19 protein-coding genes and 1 riboswitch are annotated in these 18,369 nt (G+C 62.4%); of the genes, 4 read left to right on the top strand and 15 right to left on the bottom strand.

The window, feature by feature from the left end; all coding sequences use genetic code 11:
- Window positions 1-81 precede the first annotated feature (81 nt).
- The gene (locus IGW03_RS25600; RefSeq protein ID WP_194725372.1) at window positions 82-459 is read right to left on the bottom strand and encodes a cupin domain-containing protein; all 378 of its coding nucleotides are present in this window, start codon (window positions 457-459) and stop codon (window positions 82-84) included.
- Window positions 460-613: 154 nt separating this feature from the next.
- On the opposite strand from IGW03_RS25600, the gene IGW03_RS25595 reads away from it, so the two are divergent.
- A complete protein-coding gene (locus tag IGW03_RS25595) occupies window positions 614-1,507 on the top strand; it encodes a LysR family transcriptional regulator (RefSeq protein WP_194725371.1) in 894 nt (297 codons plus the stop codon).
- A 7-nt stretch (window positions 1,508-1,514) separates the two neighbouring features.
- Here IGW03_RS25595 and thiE read toward each other — a convergent pair whose 3' ends face one another.
- From thiE to thiC, 6 genes are all read right to left on the bottom strand, one after another.
- Entirely contained in the window at window positions 1,515-2,126 is a 612-nt protein-coding gene (gene thiE, locus IGW03_RS25590; protein ID WP_194725370.1) for a thiamine phosphate synthase, read from the bottom strand.
- Complete coding sequence (gene thiD, locus IGW03_RS25585) at window positions 2,123-2,923, bottom strand: bifunctional hydroxymethylpyrimidine kinase/phosphomethylpyrimidine kinase (RefSeq protein ID WP_194725369.1); 801 nt, start codon at window positions 2,921-2,923, stop codon at window positions 2,123-2,125. The genes thiE and thiD overlap by 4 nt, the downstream gene beginning before the upstream one ends.
- On the bottom strand, window positions 2,920-3,720 hold the full coding sequence (locus IGW03_RS25580; RefSeq protein WP_194725368.1) for a thiazole synthase: 801 nt from the start codon (window positions 3,718-3,720) through the stop codon (window positions 2,920-2,922). The genes thiD and IGW03_RS25580 overlap by 4 nt, the downstream gene beginning before the upstream one ends.
- A 130-nt stretch (window positions 3,721-3,850) precedes the next feature.
- Window positions 3,851-4,219 (bottom strand): endonuclease domain-containing protein, encoded by a 369-nt coding sequence (locus tag IGW03_RS25575; protein WP_194725367.1) that lies wholly within the window; start codon window positions 4,217-4,219, stop codon window positions 3,851-3,853.
- A gap of 99 nt (window positions 4,220-4,318) precedes the next feature.
- Window positions 4,319-4,519 (bottom strand): sulfur carrier protein ThiS, encoded by a 201-nt coding sequence (gene thiS / locus IGW03_RS25570; protein WP_194725366.1) that lies wholly within the window; start codon window positions 4,517-4,519, stop codon window positions 4,319-4,321.
- Window positions 4,520-4,522: 3 nt separating this feature from the next.
- A complete protein-coding gene (thiC, locus tag IGW03_RS25565; RefSeq protein WP_194725365.1) occupies window positions 4,523-6,436 on the bottom strand; it encodes a phosphomethylpyrimidine synthase ThiC in 1,914 nt (637 codons plus the stop codon).
- A 50-nt stretch (window positions 6,437-6,486) separates the two neighbouring features.
- Window positions 6,487-6,604: riboswitch (TPP riboswitch) on the bottom strand.
- A 119-nt stretch (window positions 6,605-6,723) separates the two neighbouring features.
- Between thiC and IGW03_RS25560 the strand changes: the two genes are divergently transcribed.
- Both IGW03_RS25560 and IGW03_RS25555 read left to right on the top strand, forming a co-directional pair.
- Entirely contained in the window at window positions 6,724-9,537 is a 2,814-nt protein-coding gene (locus IGW03_RS25560) for a valine--tRNA ligase (RefSeq protein ID WP_194725364.1), read from the top strand.
- A gap of 86 nt (window positions 9,538-9,623) precedes the next feature.
- Complete coding sequence (locus tag IGW03_RS25555) at window positions 9,624-10,085, top strand: DUF2147 domain-containing protein (RefSeq protein ID WP_194725363.1); 462 nt, start codon at window positions 9,624-9,626, stop codon at window positions 10,083-10,085.
- A 100-nt stretch (window positions 10,086-10,185) separates the two neighbouring features.
- On the opposite strand, the gene IGW03_RS25550 is transcribed toward IGW03_RS25555, so the two are convergent.
- The 3 genes from IGW03_RS25550 to ruvA form a co-directional block, all read right to left on the bottom strand.
- On the bottom strand, window positions 10,186-11,016 hold the full coding sequence (locus IGW03_RS25550) for a 2-keto-4-pentenoate hydratase (RefSeq protein WP_194725362.1): 831 nt from the start codon (window positions 11,014-11,016) through the stop codon (window positions 10,186-10,188).
- A gap of 371 nt (window positions 11,017-11,387) precedes the next feature.
- Window positions 11,388-12,449: a Holliday junction branch migration DNA helicase RuvB gene (gene ruvB, locus IGW03_RS25545; RefSeq protein WP_194725361.1), complete on the bottom strand. Its 1,062-nt coding sequence runs from the start codon at window positions 12,447-12,449 to the stop codon at window positions 11,388-11,390.
- A gap of 39 nt (window positions 12,450-12,488) precedes the next feature.
- The gene (ruvA, locus tag IGW03_RS25540) at window positions 12,489-13,067 is read right to left on the bottom strand and encodes a Holliday junction branch migration protein RuvA (protein ID WP_194725360.1); all 579 of its coding nucleotides are present in this window, start codon (window positions 13,065-13,067) and stop codon (window positions 12,489-12,491) included.
- A gap of 138 nt (window positions 13,068-13,205) precedes the next feature.
- Between ruvA and IGW03_RS25535 the strand changes: the two genes are divergently transcribed.
- Window positions 13,206-13,775 (top strand): hypothetical protein, encoded by a 570-nt coding sequence (locus IGW03_RS25535; RefSeq protein ID WP_194725359.1) that lies wholly within the window; start codon window positions 13,206-13,208, stop codon window positions 13,773-13,775.
- 18 nt (window positions 13,776-13,793) lie between these two features.
- On the opposite strand, the gene ruvC is transcribed toward IGW03_RS25535, so the two are convergent.
- The 5 genes from ruvC to IGW03_RS25510 form a co-directional block, all read right to left on the bottom strand.
- Window positions 13,794-14,336 (bottom strand): crossover junction endodeoxyribonuclease RuvC, encoded by a 543-nt coding sequence (gene ruvC / locus IGW03_RS25530; RefSeq protein ID WP_194725358.1) that lies wholly within the window; start codon window positions 14,334-14,336, stop codon window positions 13,794-13,796.
- Between the two features lie 241 nt (window positions 14,337-14,577).
- Entirely contained in the window at window positions 14,578-16,143 is a 1,566-nt protein-coding gene (gene purH / locus IGW03_RS25525; protein WP_194725357.1) for a bifunctional phosphoribosylaminoimidazolecarboxamide formyltransferase/IMP cyclohydrolase, read from the bottom strand.
- Between the two features lie 146 nt (window positions 16,144-16,289).
- Window positions 16,290-16,523 carry a Fis family transcriptional regulator gene (locus tag IGW03_RS25520; RefSeq protein WP_119740369.1) on the bottom strand — a complete coding sequence of 78 codons (234 nt, stop codon included), beginning with the start codon at window positions 16,521-16,523 and terminating at the stop codon, window positions 16,290-16,292.
- Window positions 16,524-16,549: 26 nt separating this feature from the next.
- Window positions 16,550-17,566, bottom strand: a complete 1,017-nt coding sequence (gene dusB / locus IGW03_RS25515) for a tRNA dihydrouridine synthase DusB (RefSeq protein ID WP_194725356.1) — start codon at window positions 17,564-17,566, stop codon at window positions 16,550-16,552.
- Between the two features lie 121 nt (window positions 17,567-17,687).
- Complete coding sequence (locus IGW03_RS25510; protein WP_194725355.1) at window positions 17,688-18,350, bottom strand: histidine phosphatase family protein; 663 nt, start codon at window positions 18,348-18,350, stop codon at window positions 17,688-17,690.
- Window positions 18,351-18,369: the final 19 nt, after the last annotated feature.

The following is an 18,369-nucleotide window of genomic DNA, read 5'->3' as shown; positions in this document are numbered from 1 at the left end:
TAAGCCCGGAGGGAAACGCCTTCCGGCAATTTCCGCCCCTCCGGTGCATCTGCGCTCGCATGCAACGTGCCGTTTTGGCATTTATGACCGCCATGGCAATGCAATCGGCGTACCGTCCGGGAAATAGGCCTGCACCGGGCTGGCGCTCAATACCGCAACGAAGCGCAGCGGCTCTTCGCCCACGCTCAGAATCTGGTGCTGGACATCTGGCGGAATGACAACGATCTGACCGGCAGCGAAACGCTCGATGCGGCCTTCGATATGCAGTTCGCCCTCGCCGGCATGGCACATCACGACTTCCTCGCAGTCGTGGCGGTGCGGCGGCGTGGCGGCGCCGGGCGCTACCGACTGCTGCCAGATCGACATGGCGCGCAGACCCTCCGCGCTGCCGGCCAGCGTCGCGTGCTCGATACCCGGAAATCCGGTGGCTTCCGGCTTGCTCTGCGAAATCACGGTCATGTCTGCTCTCCTCGATGTTGGACGCCGTCGGCGACGGCATGACAGGCAGTATGCCCATTCCGTGCTGCCGCTTGAACAACATGGAATGTCGTAACATTAAGGAAAATTATTCTTCAATCGGCAGCACCTTCCGTTTTCGATCGATGGAGCACCCATGAGCGGATTCACGCAATTCATCGCTTTCGCCAGTGCAGCCCGGCATCGCAGTTTCGCCCATGCGGGCCGTGAACTCGGCATCACTGCATCGACCGTCGCCAAGCGCATCGTGCGGCTGGAAGAACAGCTCGGCGTCAAGCTGTTCCACCGGACGACCCGCCAGGTGACGCTGAGCTCGGACGGCGAAGCCTTGTATGCGCGATGCGAAAAGATTCTTGCCGACATTCATGAACTGGAAGCGCTGGCGGCCGGCACGCATGGCGAGCCGCGCGGCGAACTGCGCATCAATGCACCGATCACCTACGGCAAGCATGTGGTGCTGCCGGCGGTATCACGCTTGCTGCGGGAGCATCCTGAATTGAGTGCGGATGTGCGGCTGACGGACCAGCTGTGCGATGTGGTCAAGGATGGCATCGATGCGGCGGTGCGCATCATGCCGCTCATCGATTCGCGGCTGGCAAGCAGGCGGATCGGCTGGCAGCATCTGATCGTTTGCGCGAGCCCCGATTACCTGGCGCGAAGAGGCAAGCCGAAACACCCGACGAAGCTGGAAGAACATGCCTTCATCGTCTTCCGCAATCCCACCTCGGGGCGGGAGCGTCCGCTGCAGTTCGCCGTCGATGGCGAGGTGATGGAACTGCATCCGCGCTACCGGATGCTGATCGATGACGGCGAAGGCATGGTGGAGAGCGCCTGCCACGGCACCGGGCTGATCCAGGTCCCGGACTACATGGCGGCCGAGGCGATCAGGCACGGCAGGCTGACGGAAGTGCTGCAGTCCTATCGTCCGCCGCCGCTGCCGATCAGTATCGTCTGGCCGGGCAACCGCCTGCTGCCGGCCCGGGTACGCCTGCTGATCGATGCGCTGGCGGCAGATGACAGGGGCAGATGACAGGAAATCATCCGCCGAACAGGACGGCAAACCCGCGTGCCGCCGATTCCGGATCGTCGGTCATGTAGACGCTGCTGATGACGGCCACCATGTCGGCGCCGAGGGCAACCAGGGGCGTGCAGTTTTCCTGGGTCATGCCGCCGATCACCACATTGGGCAAGGGGATTTCCGCCTTGGCCTGCGACACGATTTCCGGCGGCGTCTTCATGTCGTACTTCTTGACGCGCGAGGGATAGAAGCCGCCGAAGGCGACATAGCTTGCCCCGGCCGCATGCGCATCGCGCGCCAGCTGCAGCGTGCCGTAGCAGGAGGCGCCGACAATCTTGCCCGGGCCGACCGCGGCCCGCACCTGCGCAACCGACGCATCGGTGCCGCCGACATGGATGCCGTCGGCATCGAGCTCGGTGCACAAGTCGACATGGTCGTTGATGATGAAGGGCTTGCCATGCTCCCTGCACAAGGCTTGCAGCGCCGCGGCCTGTTCCCTGCGCAGCTGGGCCGATGCCGTCTTGTGCCGGTACTGCACCAGCGCCGCGCCGCCGCGCAGGCCAGCCTCGGTAACCTGCAGCAGCTTTTGCGTATCGTCCCAGTCGGGTGTGACGAGATATAAACCTTTCATGTCCTGCTCTCCCTATTTTCCAAGGTGATGCCCCGATCGGGCATGCGTTGTCCGTCGGCGATGGCATAGGCGGCCGTCAGCGCCTGCTGGCAATACGATTGCCCTCGTTCGAGCGCATCGCCCATCGGCATGCCGCGCGCCAACAGCGCCGCGATGGCCGAGGCCAGCGTGCAGCCGCTGCCGTGAAAGCCGCCTTCGAGCCGCGGCCAGGTCCAGTTGCGCTGACCGCCTTTTGAAAACCAGCGATTGACCACATCCCGGCCATCGCCATGCCCGCCCTTGATCAGCACGTTCGGGCAGTGCGCCAGCAATAGTTCGGCTTGCGCATCCAGGCGCCGCTCGCCTTCGCATAAAGCTGCAGCCTCGGGCAGGTTGGGCGTGACCAGCGTGGCCAGGGGCAGCAGCAGCCTGACCGATTCGCGCGGATCGTCCGCCGACAGCGTATCGCCGTGTCCGCTGGCGAGAACCGGATCGAGCACCACATGCAGGTTCGGCCGCCGCTGCCTCAGCAAGCCAATCGCTTCGGCGATGGCTTCGGCATTGGCTCTGCTGCCGGCGATACCGATCTTTACCGCGGCGATGTCCATCTTGTCGATGAGCGCCCTGGCCTGCTGCAGCACGAGCTCTGCCGCCACCGCCTGCACCTTGTAGACGCGGTCGTTGTCCTGCACCGTCAATGCAGTGATGGACGACAGCGGATGCGCGCCCAGCGCCGCGATGGCCTGCACGTCGGCCTGTATGCCGGCGCCGCCGCTCGGGTCGGAGCCGGCGAACACCAGTACGCTGGGACGAATCACGTTGCGCGGCCTTCCATCGGCGACGACGGCGATGCGCTGAAACGCTTGGGTATGCGTCCGGCGAGATAGGCTTCGCGCCCTGCCTCGACCGCTAGCTTCATCGCGCGCGCCATACGGATCGGATCCTTCGCGCCGGCGATGGCGGTATTCATCAGCACGCCGTCGCAGCCGAGCTCCATTGCGATGGCTGCGTCGGAAGCGGTGCCGACGCCGGCATCGACCAGCACCGGCACCTTCGACTGCTCGATGATCAGCGACAGGTTCCAGGGATTCAGAATGCCCATGCCTGAGCCGATCAGCGAAGCCAGCGGCATGACGGCGACGCAGCCGATGTCTTCCAGCATCTTCGCCTGGATGGGATCGTCGCTGCAGTAGACCATCACGTCGAAACCGTCCTTCACCAGCGTCTCGGCCGCCTTCAAGGTTTCGGGCATGTTGGGAAACAAGGTCTTTTCATCGCCAAGCACTTCCAGCTTGACCAGCTTGTGGCCGCCCAACAGTTCGCGCGCGAGCTGCAGCGTGTAGACCGCGTCCTTGGCGTTGTAGCAGCCGGCGGTATTGGGCAGGATGGTGTACTGCGACGGCGGCACGACGTCGAGCAGGCTCGGCGCATTCGGGTCCTGGCCGATGTTGACGCGGCGGATCGCCACGGTGATGATTTCCGCGCCGCTGGCCTCGGTGGCCAGGCGGGTCTGTTCGAGATCGCGGTACTTGCCGCTGCCCACCAGAAGGCGCGAGCGGTAGGTCTTGCCGGCGATGGTGAGGCCTTCGGATTGGGATTGCTGCGGATTGCTCATGGTGCGCTCCTTTTTACATCTGACGTTCTTTTTGTGAAGAACGGGAATAGAAATGAAATGCTGTTCTAAGCCTCTTGCTTGATCGATTTCGTAAGTTGCAAGTTAAGCCAGGCTGTTCGCCCCCTCCCCTTCAAGGGGAGGGTTGGGGTGGGGATGGGTTCAATGCGGTCCAGATCACTTCCATTACCGTATCAGTCTGATTGAGCACGTCGTTGTTCCAGAAACGCAGCACGCGAAAGCCTGCGGATTCCAGATGAGTGGTCCTTTGGGTGTCATAGTCGAGTGCATCTGCATGCTGAGATCCATCGACTTCAATAATCAGCCGATCACTCAAGCACACAAAGTCCAAAACGTATCCATCAAATGGATGCTGTCGACGAAACTTCACGCCAAGTTGACTGCCTCGTAGACGCTGCCAAAGCATTTGCTCCGCATCGGTCAGGCTTTTTCTCAATCCTGACGCTGTGGACTTGGAAAAATGGTTTGATTGTCCTCGCATGTTTAACCCCATCCCCACCCTAGCCCTCCCCTTGAAGGGGAGGGAACGTCCTTTACTGGCGCATCAGTAAGGGGAATTCATATACAGAGAAGCAGTACATCACCCGCCCCCGATCGCCCTCACAATATCCACGCAGTCATCCGGCCGCAGCACTTGCTCCGCCCAGCGATGCCGCGGCACCACCTCTCGGTTCACAGCCACCGCGAGCGACTTGCCCTCCAGTTCAAGCAAGGCAATCAGCCCCTGCACGTTCTCGTTGTCCGCGACCGCATGCGGCGCTCCGTTCAGCTGGATCTGCATGGCTTACTGCTTGCGATAGAGTTCGGCGCCGGACTTCACGAATTCCACTGCCTTGACTTCCATGCCCTTCTTCAGCGCCTGCTCGTCCGAGATGCCCTGGCTGGCCGCATAGTCGCGCACATCCTGGGTGATCTTCATCGAGCAGAAATGCGGTCCGCACATCGAGCAGAAATGCGCGACCTTGGCCGAATCCTTCGGCAGCGTCTCGTCATGGAATTCCCGCGCCTTGTCCGGGTCGAGGCCGATATTGAACTGGTCTTCCCAGCGGAATTCGAAGCGCGCCTTCGACAAGGCGTTGTCGCGGATCTGCGCGCCGGGATGGCCCTTGGCCAGATCGGCGGCATGCGCGGCCAGCTTGTAGGTGATGATGCCTTCCTTCACATCGTCCTTGTTCGGCAGGCCGAGATGCTCCTTCGGCGTCACGTAGCACAGCATCGCGGTGCCGTACCAGCCGATCATCGCGGCGCCGATGCCTGAAGTGATGTGGTCGTAGCCGGGAGCGATGTCAGTGGTCAGGGGCCCCAGCGTGTAGAACGGCGCTTCATGGCAGTCCTTCAGCTGCAGCTCCATGTTTTCCTTGATCAGGTGCATCGGCACATGGCCGGGACCTTCGATCATCACCTGCACGTCATGCTTCCAGGCGATCTGGGTCAGCTCGCCGAGGGTCTTGAGTTCACCCAGCTGCGCTTCATCGTTGGCGTCGTAGATCGAACCGGGGCGCAGGCCGTCGCCGAGCGAGAACGACACGTCATAGGCCTTCATGATTTCGCAGATCTCTTCGAAGTGCTCGTACAGGAAGGATTCCTTGTGATGCGCGAGGCACCACTTGGCCATGATGGAGCCGCCGCGCGAGACGATGCCCGTCATGCGCTTGGCGGTCAGCGGCACGTACTGCAGGCGCACGCCGGCGTGGATGGTGAAGTAGTCGACGCCCTGCTCGGCCTGCTCAATCAGCGTGTCGCGGAAGATTTCCCAGGTCAGTTCCTCGGCCTTGCCGTTGACCTTTTCCAGCGCCTGGTAGATCGGCACCGTGCCGATCGGCACCGGCGAATTGCGGATGATCCATTCGCGGGTTTCATGGATGTGCTTGCCGGTGGAGAGATCCATCACCGTGTCGCCGCCCCAGCGGATCGCCCAGGTCATCTTCTCGACTTCCTCGCCGATCGAGGACGTGACGGCCGAGTTGCCGATGTTGGCATTGATCTTCACCAAAAAGTTGCGGCCGATGATCATCGGCTCGATTTCCGGATGGTTGATGTTGGCGGGAATGATGGCGCGGCCGCAGGCGATTTCGGAGCGCACGAATTCCGGCGTGATCTCGGCCGGAATCGCCGCGCCGAAGCTCTGGCCCGGATGCTGTCGGCCCATCAGGTCGGCCAGCTTTTGCCCCATCGGACCGGAGGCCTTCAGGCCTTCGAGGTATTCCTTGCGGCGCAGGTTTTCGCGGATGGCAATGTATTCCATCTCAGGCGTGATGATGCCCTGGCGCGCATAGTGCATCTGCGACACGTTCTTGCCCGGCAGCGCGCGGCGCGGCTTGCGGTGCAGGTTGAAGCGCAGTTCGGCCAGCTTGGGATCGTTCAGGCGCTCGATGCCATATTTTGATGTCGGGCCGGGCAGTTCCTCGGTGTCGCCGCGCTCGGCGATCCATCTCGCGCGCAGCGCCGGCAGGCCGGAGCGGATGTCGATCTGCGCCTGCGGGTCGGTGTAGAGGCCGGAAGTATCGTAGACGTAGATCGGCGGGTTCTTTTCGGCGCCGAAGGAAGCCGGCGTATCGGACTGGCTGATCTCGCGCATCGGCACGCGGATGTCGGGACGGGAACCTTCGACGTAGATCTTGCGGGAATTCGGCAGCGGCTGGATTGCGGCTTCGTCGACCTTGGCGGTCGCGGCGAGGAATTGCGGATTGGCGCTCATGTTGCTCCTTTGCTAAAACGAAAAAGCGAAGGAGCGGCGGAATGATGGCGCTTGCGTTCCGGGTGCTTCCCTTCGCTGGCATTATCCAGATCAGGTTCAAGGGTATTTCTCACCCGGTCATGCATTGCAAAACGATTGCAACGCTGGCCAGGACCCCTAGCAGGTATTCATGTAGTCGTCAGGGAGCGGGCTCCGTAACGACTTCGGCGAATTATACGCGCATCCGCACCGATGTCGGCATGCGCCTCATTTATAATGCCTAGTTTCGCAGAAACATAAGTTAAATCATGGAATTAGCCAAGTCTTTCGAGCCCGCCGAGATTGAGAAACACTGGCGCACCCTCTGGGAACAGCGCGGTTACTACACCGCCACCGTCGATCCCGGCAAGCCTGCCTTCTCCATCCAGTTGCCGCCGCCCAACGTCACCGGCACGCTGCACATGGGCCATGCGTTCAACCAGACCGTGATGGATGGCCTGACGCGCTACTACCGCATGCGCGGCTACAACACCGCCTGGATTCCCGGCACCGACCACGCCGGCATCGCCACCCAGATCGTGGTCGAGCGCCAGCTCGATGCGCAGAAGATTTCCCGCCACGATCTCGGCCGCGAGAAATTCCTGGAAAAGGTCTGGGAATGGAAGGAGCATTCCGGCTCCACCATCACCGGCCAGATGCGCCGCATGGGCGCCTCCACCGACTGGAGCCGCGAATACTTCACGATGGACGAGAAGATGTCCAAGGCGGTCACCGAAGTCTTCGTGCGCCTGTACGAGCAGGGGCTGATCTATCGCGGCAAGCGTCTCGTCAACTGGGACCCGAAACTGCTGACCGCAGTGTCCGACCTGGAAGTGGTGTCGGAAGAGGAAGACGGCCACATGTGGCACATCCAGTATCCGCTCGCCGACGGCAACGGCCGCATCACCGTGGCGACCACGCGTCCTGAAACCATGCTGGGCGACGTCGCGGTCGCGGTCGATCCGACCGACGAGCGCTACACCCCGCTGCTCGGCAAGCTGCTGACGCTGCCCCTGACCGGCCGCCAGATTCCGATCATCGCCGACGAGTACGTGGACAAGGAATTCGGCACCGGCTGCGTGAAGATCACGCCGGCGCACGACTTCAACGACTATGCGGTCGGCCAGCGCCACAACCTGGACAAGATCAACATCTTCACGCTGGACGCGAAGATCAACGAGAACGGCCCGGCCAAGTACCAGGGCATGGACCGCTACGAGGCGCGCAAGCAGATCGTCGCCGACCTCGAAGCCGAAGGCCTGCTGGAATCGGTCAAGCCGCACAAGCTGATGGTGCCGCGCGGCGACCGCACCAATGTGGTCATCGAGCCGATGCTGACCGACCAGTGGTTCGTGGCGATGAGCAAGCCGGCACCGGAAGGCACGCACTTCCCCGGCAAGTCGATCGCCGAAGTCGCGCTGGAGAAAGTCTCCGGCGGCGAGATCAAGTTCGTGCCCGAGAACTGGACCACCACCTACAACCAGTGGCTCAACAACATCCAGGACTGGTGCATCTCCCGCCAGCTGTGGTGGGGCCACCAGATCCCGGCCTGGTATGACGACGAAGGCAACATCTACGTCGCCCGCAGCGAGGAAGATGCCAAGGCGCAGGCCGGCGGCAAGGCCATCAAGCGCGAATCCGACGTGCTCGACACCTGGTTCTCGTCGGCGCTGGTCCCTTTCTCCTCGCTCGGCTGGCCGGAAGAAACGCCCGACTACAAGACCTTCCTGCCGTCGTCGGTGCTGGTCACCGGCTTCGACATCATTTTCTTCTGGGTGGCGCGCATGGTCATGATGACCACGCACTTCACCGGCAAGGTGCCCTTCGAGACCGTGTACGTGCACGGCCTGGTGCGCGACGCCAGCGGCCAGAAGATGTCCAAGTCCAAGGGCAACACGCTGGACCCGATCGACCTGATCGACGGCATCGACGTCGAGTCGCTGGTGGCCAAGCGCACCACCGGCCTGATGAATCCGAAGCAGGCGGAAAGCATCGCCAAGGCGACGCGCAAGGAATTCCCGAACGGCATTCCCGCCTTCGGCACCGATGCGCTGCGCTTCACGATGGCGAGCTATGCCTCGCTGGGCCGCAACATCAACTTCGACCTGAACCGCTGCGAAGGCTACCGCAACTTCTGCAACAAGCTGTGGAACGCGACCCGCTTCGTGCTGATGAACACCGAAGGCAAGGACTGCGGCTTCGACGGCGCGTCCTGCGGCGAAGGCGGCCGCGACTTCTCGCAGGCCGACCGCTGGATCGTGTCGCTCCTGCAGCGTACCGAAGCCGAAGTGGAAAAGGGCTTCGCCGACTATCGCTTCGACAACATCGCCTCGGCCATCTACAAGTTCATCTGGGACGAGTACTGCGACTGGTACCTGGAAGTTGCAAAAGTGCAGATCCAGAACGGCAACGAAGCCCAGCAGCGCGCCACCCGCCGCACCCTGCTGCGCGTGCTGGAAACCGTGCTGCGCCTGGCGCATCCGATCATCCCGTTCATCACCGAACAGCTGTGGCAGAAGATCGCGCCGATGACCGACCGCCAGCTCGATCCGAACGGCGAATCGATCATGCTGCAGGCGTATCCGCGTCCGAACCCCGAGAAGCTCGACGAGCAGGCCGAGGCCTGGATGGCGCAGCTCAAATCCATGACCGATGCCTGCCGCAACCTGCGCGGCGAAATGCAGCTGTCGCCGGCGCAGCGCGTGCCGCTGATCATCGAAGCGGCGGCCGATGCCAAGGCCGAAGCGCAGTCGTTCGCGCCTTACCTGCAGGCGCTGGCCAAGCTGTCCGAGGTGCAGGTGGTCGATGCGCTGCCGGAATCGCCGGCGCCGGTGTCGGTGGTCGGCACCGTCAAGCTGATGCTCAAGGTCGAGATCGACGTGGCCGCCGAACGCGAGCGCCTATCCAAGGAAATCACCCGCCTTGAAGGCGAGATCGCCAAGGCCAATGCCAAGCTCGGCAATGAGAGCTTCGTCGCCCGCGCGCCCGCGCAGGTGGTGGCGCAGGAGAAGGAGCGCCTCGCTTCCTTCGGCGCCACGCTCGACAAGCTGCGCGAACAGTTCGGCAAGCTGCAAAAGAGCTGAACAGCCATCGCGTAACATCGGGAGCCGCTGCCGGGCATCGGCGGCAGCTCCCGTCCAATGACAAGATACAAGGAGACAAGCCCGACATGAGAACAACGATTCCGTCCGCCCTGGGTGCCTTCGCCGCGCTGGCATTGACCGCATCCTTCGCATGGGCACAGGATGCCTCGCCGGTGGGCCTGTGGAAGACCATCGACGACGAGACCGGCAAGCCGAAGTCGCTGGTGCGCATCAGCGAAAGCAACGGCGAACTGCGCGGCAAGGTGGAGAAGCTGTTCCGCGAAGCCGGCGAAGACCAGAATCCGAAATGCGATAAATGCGAGGATGTCCGCAAGGACCAGCCCATCATCGGCATGACCATCATCACCGGCATGAAGAAGGATGGCGACGCCTCCAACTACGGCGGCGGCCAGATTCTCGACCCGGCCAGCGGCAAGATCTACAAGAGCAAGATGACGCTCGGCGACGGCGGCAGGAAGCTCGATGTGCGCGGCTATATCGGTGTGCCGATGCTCGGCCGCACGCAGACCTGGGTGCGCGCGGAGTAGCGCTGCAGGCCAGCCAAGCTGGTTGATTGCCAATAAGAAAAAAGGGCGCCGAACGGCGCCCTTCCTGTTTGGATCAGCGGGAAAGTCAGCCTGGCCGGCACTACACGAAAGAAATCGTCAGCCCCGGCAGGCTCAAGCCGGAAAACGCCGACGTCCAGGTTTCTCCCGGCGCGATCGGGCAGACATCGGTCCAGGTGCCGGTGGTGATGATCTCGCCGGCCGCCAGCCCGGCAAACTGCGGCTGCTGGTTCAGCAATTGATGCAAATGCCACATGGCGTGCAGCGGGCTGCCCAGCACGTCGCTGCCGAAGCCGGCCGAACGCAGTTCATCGCCGCAGGACAGCGACAGGCTGGCATTGGCCAGCACCTCGCCTAGGCTGCGCCGGCTTGCCTCGGACAGCATCTTCGGTTCGCCGACGATCAGGGCGCCATGCAGGCCGAAAGCGGCGATCGAATCGGCCATCTCGAACTTCCAGTCCGGGAAGGGACAGGTGACGATTTCGAACGCATGCGCCATCCATTCGATGCACTGGGCCAGTTCTTCCATCGTGGCATCCGGCGCCGGCGTTGATCCCAGCTTGAATACCAGTTCCGGCCCGATGCGCGGCTGCTGCGCGCCCGAGAGGCTCTGGATGCCGCGGTTGTCTTCGGCGAAGCGTACCGTTTCGTTGAAGACGGGCGTCCAGATCGGCATGCTGATCGGTTCCTGGTGCCCGTACTTCGACCAGATCTTGCGGTTGGTAAAACCGATCTTCCGGCCGGTCAGCGTCTCGCCCTGGGCGATGCGCACATCCATGATGCAGCGGATGATGTCGTAGCTGTCGGCAATGGAAAGCGGAGACTGGGCGGACAGAGGGGGCATCAATTGCGCCTGCGCTCGCGCATCAAGCAATTGATACGCATAACGGTTGGCTTGCGTGGACATGAGCATGGTGGAACTCGATCGGGAGCTGGGAACGGGTTGAACACCGCAACCTGAACAAACCCTGAACTCTACCGTCCGTAAGGCTTGCAGGCTTGCGCTTTCTCAAATAAAAAAGTGCGATCGTGCTTTAGCTGCCAATTATAAATTGTCTTGGTCCGATTGTTAGCATAGTTAACAATTGCCGCAGCAGGCATCGTAGTTCTACGCATGACAAAAGATCAATTCCGCGGCATTGCCGCGGGCGCACGATCGAACGATTTGATCTGACTATCCAGTGGCTGGAAGGTTGCAGGCCGGGCGGCGCACCACCGTGCGATGCCCGCCTTGCCGGCAGCGGACGCCGGCGCATGCACAGCCGGCTTTCCCCGATGCAAGATTCAGGCGGGAGGCTGATCCCAGAGGTCGCCGCTTGGTCCCCTCGGCGCGGCGATGCCAAAATGCGTATAGGCGGTAGGGGTGGCGATGCGCCCGCGGGGCGTGCGCTGCAGGTAGCCCTGCTGGATCAGGTAGGGTTCCAGCACGTCTTCGATGGTGTCGCGCTCCTCGCCGATGGCGGCGGCAAGGTTGTCCAGGCCGACCGGGCCGCCGTTGAACTTGAACAGCACGGCTTCCAGCAGCTTGCGGTCCATCAAGTCGAAACCGACCGGATCGACGTCGAGCATCTTCAGCGCCGCATCGGCCATGGCCTTGGTGATTTCGCCGTTGCCCTTGACTTCCGCATAGTCGCGCACCCGCCGCAGCAGGCGGTTGGCGATACGCGGCGTGCCGCGGCTGCGCTTGGCGATTTCGAGCGCGCCGTCCGGCACGATGGCCGCATTGAGCAGCGAGGCGCTGCGGGTGACGATGCGCGCCAGTTCCTGCGGCGTGTAGAACTCCAGGCGAGCGACGATGCCGAAGCGGTCGCGTAGCGGATTGGTCAGCATGCCGGCGCGGGTGGTGGCGCCGACCAAGGTGAAAGGCTGCAGGTCAAGGCGCACCGAGCGGGCGGCCGGGCCTTCGCCGATCATGATGTCGATCTGGTAATCTTCCAGCGCCGGATACAGGATCTCCTCGACCACCGGCGACAGGCGGTGGATCTCGTCGATGAACAGCACGTCGTTCGGTTCGAGATTGGTCAGCAGTGCAGCCAGGTCACCGGCCCGCTCCAGCACCGGCCCGGAAGTCTGCCTCAGATTGACGCCCATTTCGCGCGCGATGATATGCGCCAGCGTGGTCTTGCCCAAGCCCGGCGGCCCGAACAGCAGCGTATGGTCCAGTGCCTCGCGGCGCTGCCGGGCGGCGGTGATGAAGATTTCCAGCTGGCTGTGGATCTTTTCCTGCCCGACATATTCGTCGAGCTGCTTGGGGCGGAGGGCGCGCTCGATGGCTTCCTCGTTGGGGGAAGCCGGCGTCGCCGCAATGATTCTCTGCTCGCTGAAGTCGTCGGTTTGTATGCTCATGGTGTCACTGCCTTCCTGCTTGTTACCGCGTTACTGCCACTATGCTTTCGAGAGCGCCTTGAGGGCCAGCTTGATGCCCTCGGAGACGCCGGTGCCGGCCGGTACCTGCTTCAGGGCAAGCGCCGCTTCCTTCTCGGAATAGCCCAGCGCCAGCAGCGCATTGGAAATGTCGGAAGTCGCATCGCTGTGCACGATGCCGCCGACGGATCCAAGATCGGCGCCAAGCTTGCCCTTCAATTCCAGCAGCAGGCGCTCTGCGGTTTTCTTGCCGATGCCGGGAACGCGCGTCAGCCGCCCGGCTTCCTGCAGCGTGATCGCCTGCGACAGGTCGGCGACCGACATGCCCGACAGGATGGACAGTGCCGTGCGGGCGCCGACGCCCGAGATCCGGATCAGCTGCTTGAACACATTGCGCTCTTCGACCGTGCCGAATCCGTACAGCAGGTGCGCATCCTCACGCACTGCCATGTGAGTCAGAAGGACCACCTTTTCGCCCATGGCCGGCAGGTTGTAGAAGGTGCTCATGGGCACATCCACCTCATAGCCGACACCATTGCAATCGATCAGCAACTGGGGCGGATTTTTCTCAAGCAGCGTACCGGAAAGGCGTCCTATCATGGTCTGTATATGGGGATAAAAACTGTTTAATCATACAGTAGTTTTACCGCTCCGCCCGGCAAAAACGGTATATAAAGCGGCATGCAAAGCTTGGCCGCTGCAGCCTTTTCGATGCTTTCCGGTCAAGGATTTTTTCCTATGCATGAAGCTCCAATACAAGATCTGGATTCCGACCTGGACACGTTCAAGTTCACGCCGAGACGCGCTGCCGCACAGGTCAGCCTTCGGCATCTGATCAAGCACCGCATGCTGCAAACCTTGCAAAGGCTGTTTCAAAGCCCCCTGATCCGTCTCCCGGTCTCCTGGACAGGCACCCTGTTCGGCATCGTCTGGGCCTCGCCGCTGACGGCGGTCGGCCTTGCGCTGGCGCTACCGATCGTCGTCTTCAGCGGCCATGCCCAATTGATACGCGGACACACGCTCGCGCTGCTGGTGCGCGGCAAGGTGGCGGACTTCATGCTGCAGCGCCATCCCTTCGGCGCGATGAATGCCATGGCCATCGGCCACGTGGTGATTGCGGAAAAATCGGGGCTGTCGTCGCGGGTGCTGATCCATGAGCTGGCGCATGTGCGCCAGGCAGCGTGCTGGGGACCCTTCTTTCCCTTCGCCTATCTGGCCTCGAGCGCGTGGGCGGCGCTGCGCGGAAAGAATGCCTACTGGCACAACCGCTTCGAGGTGGCCGCCCGCAAGGCGGAAAAGCATTTCTAGACAGAGCGGTAGGCCGGGTCAGCCGACCAGCCTGCCCCGTCGCACGCGCAATCCCTTCTTTGCCAGCGCGGGAGCGATTTCCCCGAGAGTGGACAGCGTATCGCCGCTGTGGGCATGGCAGATCGCCACGCCCAGCGCATCGGCGGCATCGGTGCCGGGCATGCCTGAAAGCAGCAGCAGCCTTTGCACCATGTCCTGCATCTGGTGCTTCTGCGCCCTGCCGTGTCCGACGACGGCTTGCTTGATCTGCAATGCAGTGTATTCCGCGACCGCAAGATCGGCATGGACCAGCGCGCAGATCGCCGCGCCGCGGGCCTGCCCAAGCAGCAGCGTCGATTGCGGATTGACGTTGACGAACACCTTCTCGATGGCAGCGCAGTCGGGGCGATAGGTAGCGACGATTTCCGAGACGCCCGCAAGGATGACCTTGAGGCGCTGCGGCAGATCCGCATCGGGCGTCTTGATGGTGCCGGATGCGATATAGCTGAGCTTGTGGCCCTGTTTGTGAATGACGCCGAAGCCGGTGGTGCGCAGGCCCGGGTCGATACCGAGGATCTTCATTGATTGACGCGCCGGCGAAGTCGGCGCGATGGGGTTAGGCAATATGAGCAAAGTGCCGTCACCACCGGAAAGATGCTGCCTCTCCAGACTGACGACCTGCACGCTTGTGTGCCGATTCTATCGAATCGGCTTGCCTGCACCAAACTTATTTGCTGCCGCCGCTGCGATACGCTGACAAAGTTAATGCTTTGTCATCGCATCGGCAGCAGCAGTCACAGCAGCGATCCCGATTGCAAACGGATCAGTGACGGAAATGGCGCGTGCCGGTGAACAGCATGACAACGCCGCGCTCGTCGGCCGCATCGATGACTTCCTGGTCGCGCATCGAGCCGCCCGGATGGATCACGCAGGTGGCGCCGGCATCGACGACTACATCGAGGCCGTCGCGGAACGGGAAGAATGCATCGGAGGCGACTGCGGTGTTGGCGAGCGACAGGCCGGCATTCTGCGCCTTGATGGAGGCGATGCGCGCGGAATCGATGCGGCTCATCTGACCGGCGCCCACGCCCATGGTCATGCCGTTGGCGCAGAACACGATGGCATTCGACTTCACGAACTTGGCCACGCGCCATGCGAACATCAGGTCCTGCATCTGCTGCGGCGTCGGCTGCTTCTTGGTCACGACCTTGAGTTCGGCAACTGCGACATTCTTTGCGTCAGGCGACTGCAGCAGCAGGCCGCCACCGACGCGCTTGAAGTCGTAGGCATTAACCGCGTTGTCGAGCGGGATTTCCAGCAGGCGCACGTTCTGCTTGGCGGCGAAGACCTGTTTGGCTTCGGCGGTGAACGACGGCGCGATCAGCACTTCGACGAACTGCTTGGCGACCGCTTCGGCCGCCTTGCCGTCGAGTTCGCGGTTGAAGGCGATGATGCCGCCGAAGGCCGAGGTCGGATCGGTCTGCAATGCCTTGCTGTAGGCCTCCAGCGGCGATGCGCCGACCGCTACGCCGCAGGGATTCGCATGCTTGATGATCACGCAGGCGGTTTCCTCGAAGGTCTTCACGCACTCCCAGGCTGCATCGGCATCGGCGATGTTGTTGTAGGAGAGTTCCTTGCCCTGCAATTGCTTGTAGTTGGCGAGCGAGCCGGCCACCGGCGCGAGGTCGCGGTAGAAGGCGGCGGACTGGTGCGGGTTTTCGCCGTAGCGCATTTCCTGCACTTTCTCGAAATGCAGGTTCAGCGTCTGCGGATAGGCGCTGCGCGTTGCATGCTGCTTGTCTTCGCCGAGCGCGGTCAGGTAGTTGGTGATGGCGCCATCGTACTGCGCGGTATGCGCGAACACTTTCTTGGCGAGCGCAAATTTGGTGTCATAGCCGACTTCGCCGTTGTTGGCCTTCATTTCGTCGAGCACGCGGCCATAGTCGGCCGGATCGCAGACCACGACCACATCCTTGTGATTCTTCGCCGAGGAACGCAGCATGGTCGGGCCGCCGATGTCGATGTTCTCGATGGCGTCTTCCAGCGTGCACTGGTCCTTGGCCACGGTCTGCTGGAAGGGGTAGAGATTGACTACCACCATGTCGATGGTCGGGATGCCGTGCTTTTCCAGCGCGGCTACGTGCTCGGGGAAATCGCGGCGGGCCAGGATGCCGCCGTGAACTTTCGGATGCAGGGTCTTCACGCGGCCGTCCAGCATTTCCGGGAAGCCGGTGTAATCGGCGACTTCGGTAACCTTCACGCCGTTGTCGGCGAGCAGCTTGGCCGTGCCGCCGGTGGAGAGGATGTTGACGCCTTGGGCGGCGAGCGCCTTGGCAAACTCGAGCACGCCGGTCTTGTCGGACACGGAAATGAGGGCTTGTTTGATCATGATGGACTGGCTGTAGAAGGTGAAGGAGATAGGAAGGAGATGAATCAGGAAAACAGTGGTCGCATGGCCAATGCCGGCCCTGCATCAATGGATGGAACGGGCAAGCAGGCACCGGCCAGGCCGCAAGTGCGGCCTGCAGCGCCGCGCTACAGCAGGCCGTGCTGCTGCAGCTTCTTGCGCAGGGTATTGCGGTTGATGCCAAGCATCTCGGCGGCCAAGGACTGGTTGCCGTCCGCACGCTCCATCACCGCTTCAAGTATCGGTTTTTCCACGGTAAAGACCACCATTTCATAGACGTTCGACGGCTGCTGCTCGCCGAGGTCCTTGAAATACTTTTCAAGGCTCTTCTTGACGACGTCCTGGATATTGTCTTTGCTCATGAGAATCTGTTTGGTATTTTTTGGGGTCAGGCTGCCAGCTTCTGCGCGGCGAGGCCGTATTGTAACCGCTCGCCGCAGGCTGCCTGCGATTCGAAAAACGCATCGACGGCCGCCAGCTGCTCTTCGCAGCTTTCCAGCCGGTTCATGCGCTGCCGGAATTCTTCGCCTCCCGGCAGGTCGCGCACATACCAGCCGATATGCTTGCGCGCGGTGCGCAAACCCATGAAGTCGCCGTAGAACGCGTAATGCGCAGGCAGATGTTCCTGCATCAGTGCGCGCACCTCGCTCACCAGCGGCGGCGGCAGATGTTCGCCGGTGCGCAGGTAATGATCGATCTCGCGGAAGATCCACGGCCTTCCCTGCGCGGCGCGGCCCACCATGACCGCATCGGCGCCGGTGAATGCCAGCACCTGCCTGGCTTTTTCCGGCGAGGTGATATCGCCGTTGGCGACCACGGGAATCGATACCGCAGCCTTGACCGCGGCGATGGTGTCGTATTCCGCTTCGCCGCTGTAGCCGTCGGCGCGGGTGCGTCCATGCAGGGTCAGCATGGCGATGCCGGCCGCTTCGGCCATGGCGGCGATGGTCAATGCATTCTTGTTCTGGCGGTCCCAGCCGGTGCGGAACTTCAGCGTCACCGGCACGTCGACCGCGCCGACGACGGCGTCGAGGATCTGCCCCACCAGCTTTTCGTTCTGCAGCAGCGCCGAGCCGCACCAGCTGTTGCACACCTTCTTGACCGGGCAGCCCATGTTGATGTCGATGATCTGCGCGCCGCGCTCGACATTGAACTTCGCGCTCGCGGCGAGCATCGCCGGGTCGGCGCCCGCGATCTGCACCGCCTTGGGCTCCATCTCGCCTTCGTGGTTGATGCGGCGGGACGTCTTTTCGCTCGCCCACAGGCGCGGATCGGAAGCGGCCATTTCGGATACCGCATAGCCGGCGCCGAGCTGCTTGCAGAGCTGGCGGAAAGGCCTGTCCGTCACTCCGGCCATGGGAGCGACAAAAACGTTGTTGCGGAGTAAATGAGGGCCGATATTCACGGAGAGGCAGGTTTCGGGCAAACCGGTATTTTAGCCGGTTCGGCCTGCCCATCAAATAAGCAGATCCGGGAATTTGCCGCTGCAGCGCAGCGAAGAAGCGATGTCGCCGTTGATGTCAGCGTCAGCGCGCGACTTCGTCGAGCGCGTCGGCATCGAGTTTCGCAAGATGCGAAACATCGCCCCATTGCAAAAGCTTCAACGCTGCGCCGTCCCATGCGAAGCGATTGACGCTGGCGTTGAAGATGTCGAAGGTGCGCTCCTGCGCAAAATCCATTTGCAGCGCGGCGCGGTACGCGCATTCCAGCACGCCGCCGTGCGCCACCATGGCAATGCGCCGGCAATCGTTTTTCCTTGCCTCGATTGCAATACGCTTGATCGCATCGATGGTGCGGGTGGCGAATTCGCGCATGGTTTCCGCCACATGCACGCCCGGCGGAAAGCGGGCATCGATATCGCGCGCCTTCCATGCGGCGAAATCCTGCGGGTAGCGCTCGCTGATCTCCGCATACAGCATGCCTTCGAAAGCACCGTAGCAGCGCTCGCGCAGGCCGGCATCGGTCTGCACCGGCAAGCCGTGATGGGCGGCGATGGCCGACGCGGTCTGGCGGGCGCGCTGCAGATCGCTGGAGAAGACGGCATCGATCTTCGTGCCCACCAGGCTGCGGCCCAATGCCGCCGCCTGCCTTTCTCCTTCCGGGTTCAGGGGAATGTCGAGATGCCCCTGCAGGCGCCTGATGGCATTCCACGCGGTTTCCCCGTGGCGGATCAAAAGTATTTCTGTCACGGGGACTCCGTTTTTGCTT

The organism is Noviherbaspirillum malthae, assembly GCF_015352985.1.
In the GTDB taxonomy this organism is placed as follows: Bacteria; Pseudomonadota; Gammaproteobacteria; order Burkholderiales; family Burkholderiaceae_D; genus Noviherbaspirillum; species Noviherbaspirillum malthae.
This window is presented reverse-complemented; position numbering and strand designations above follow the sequence as displayed.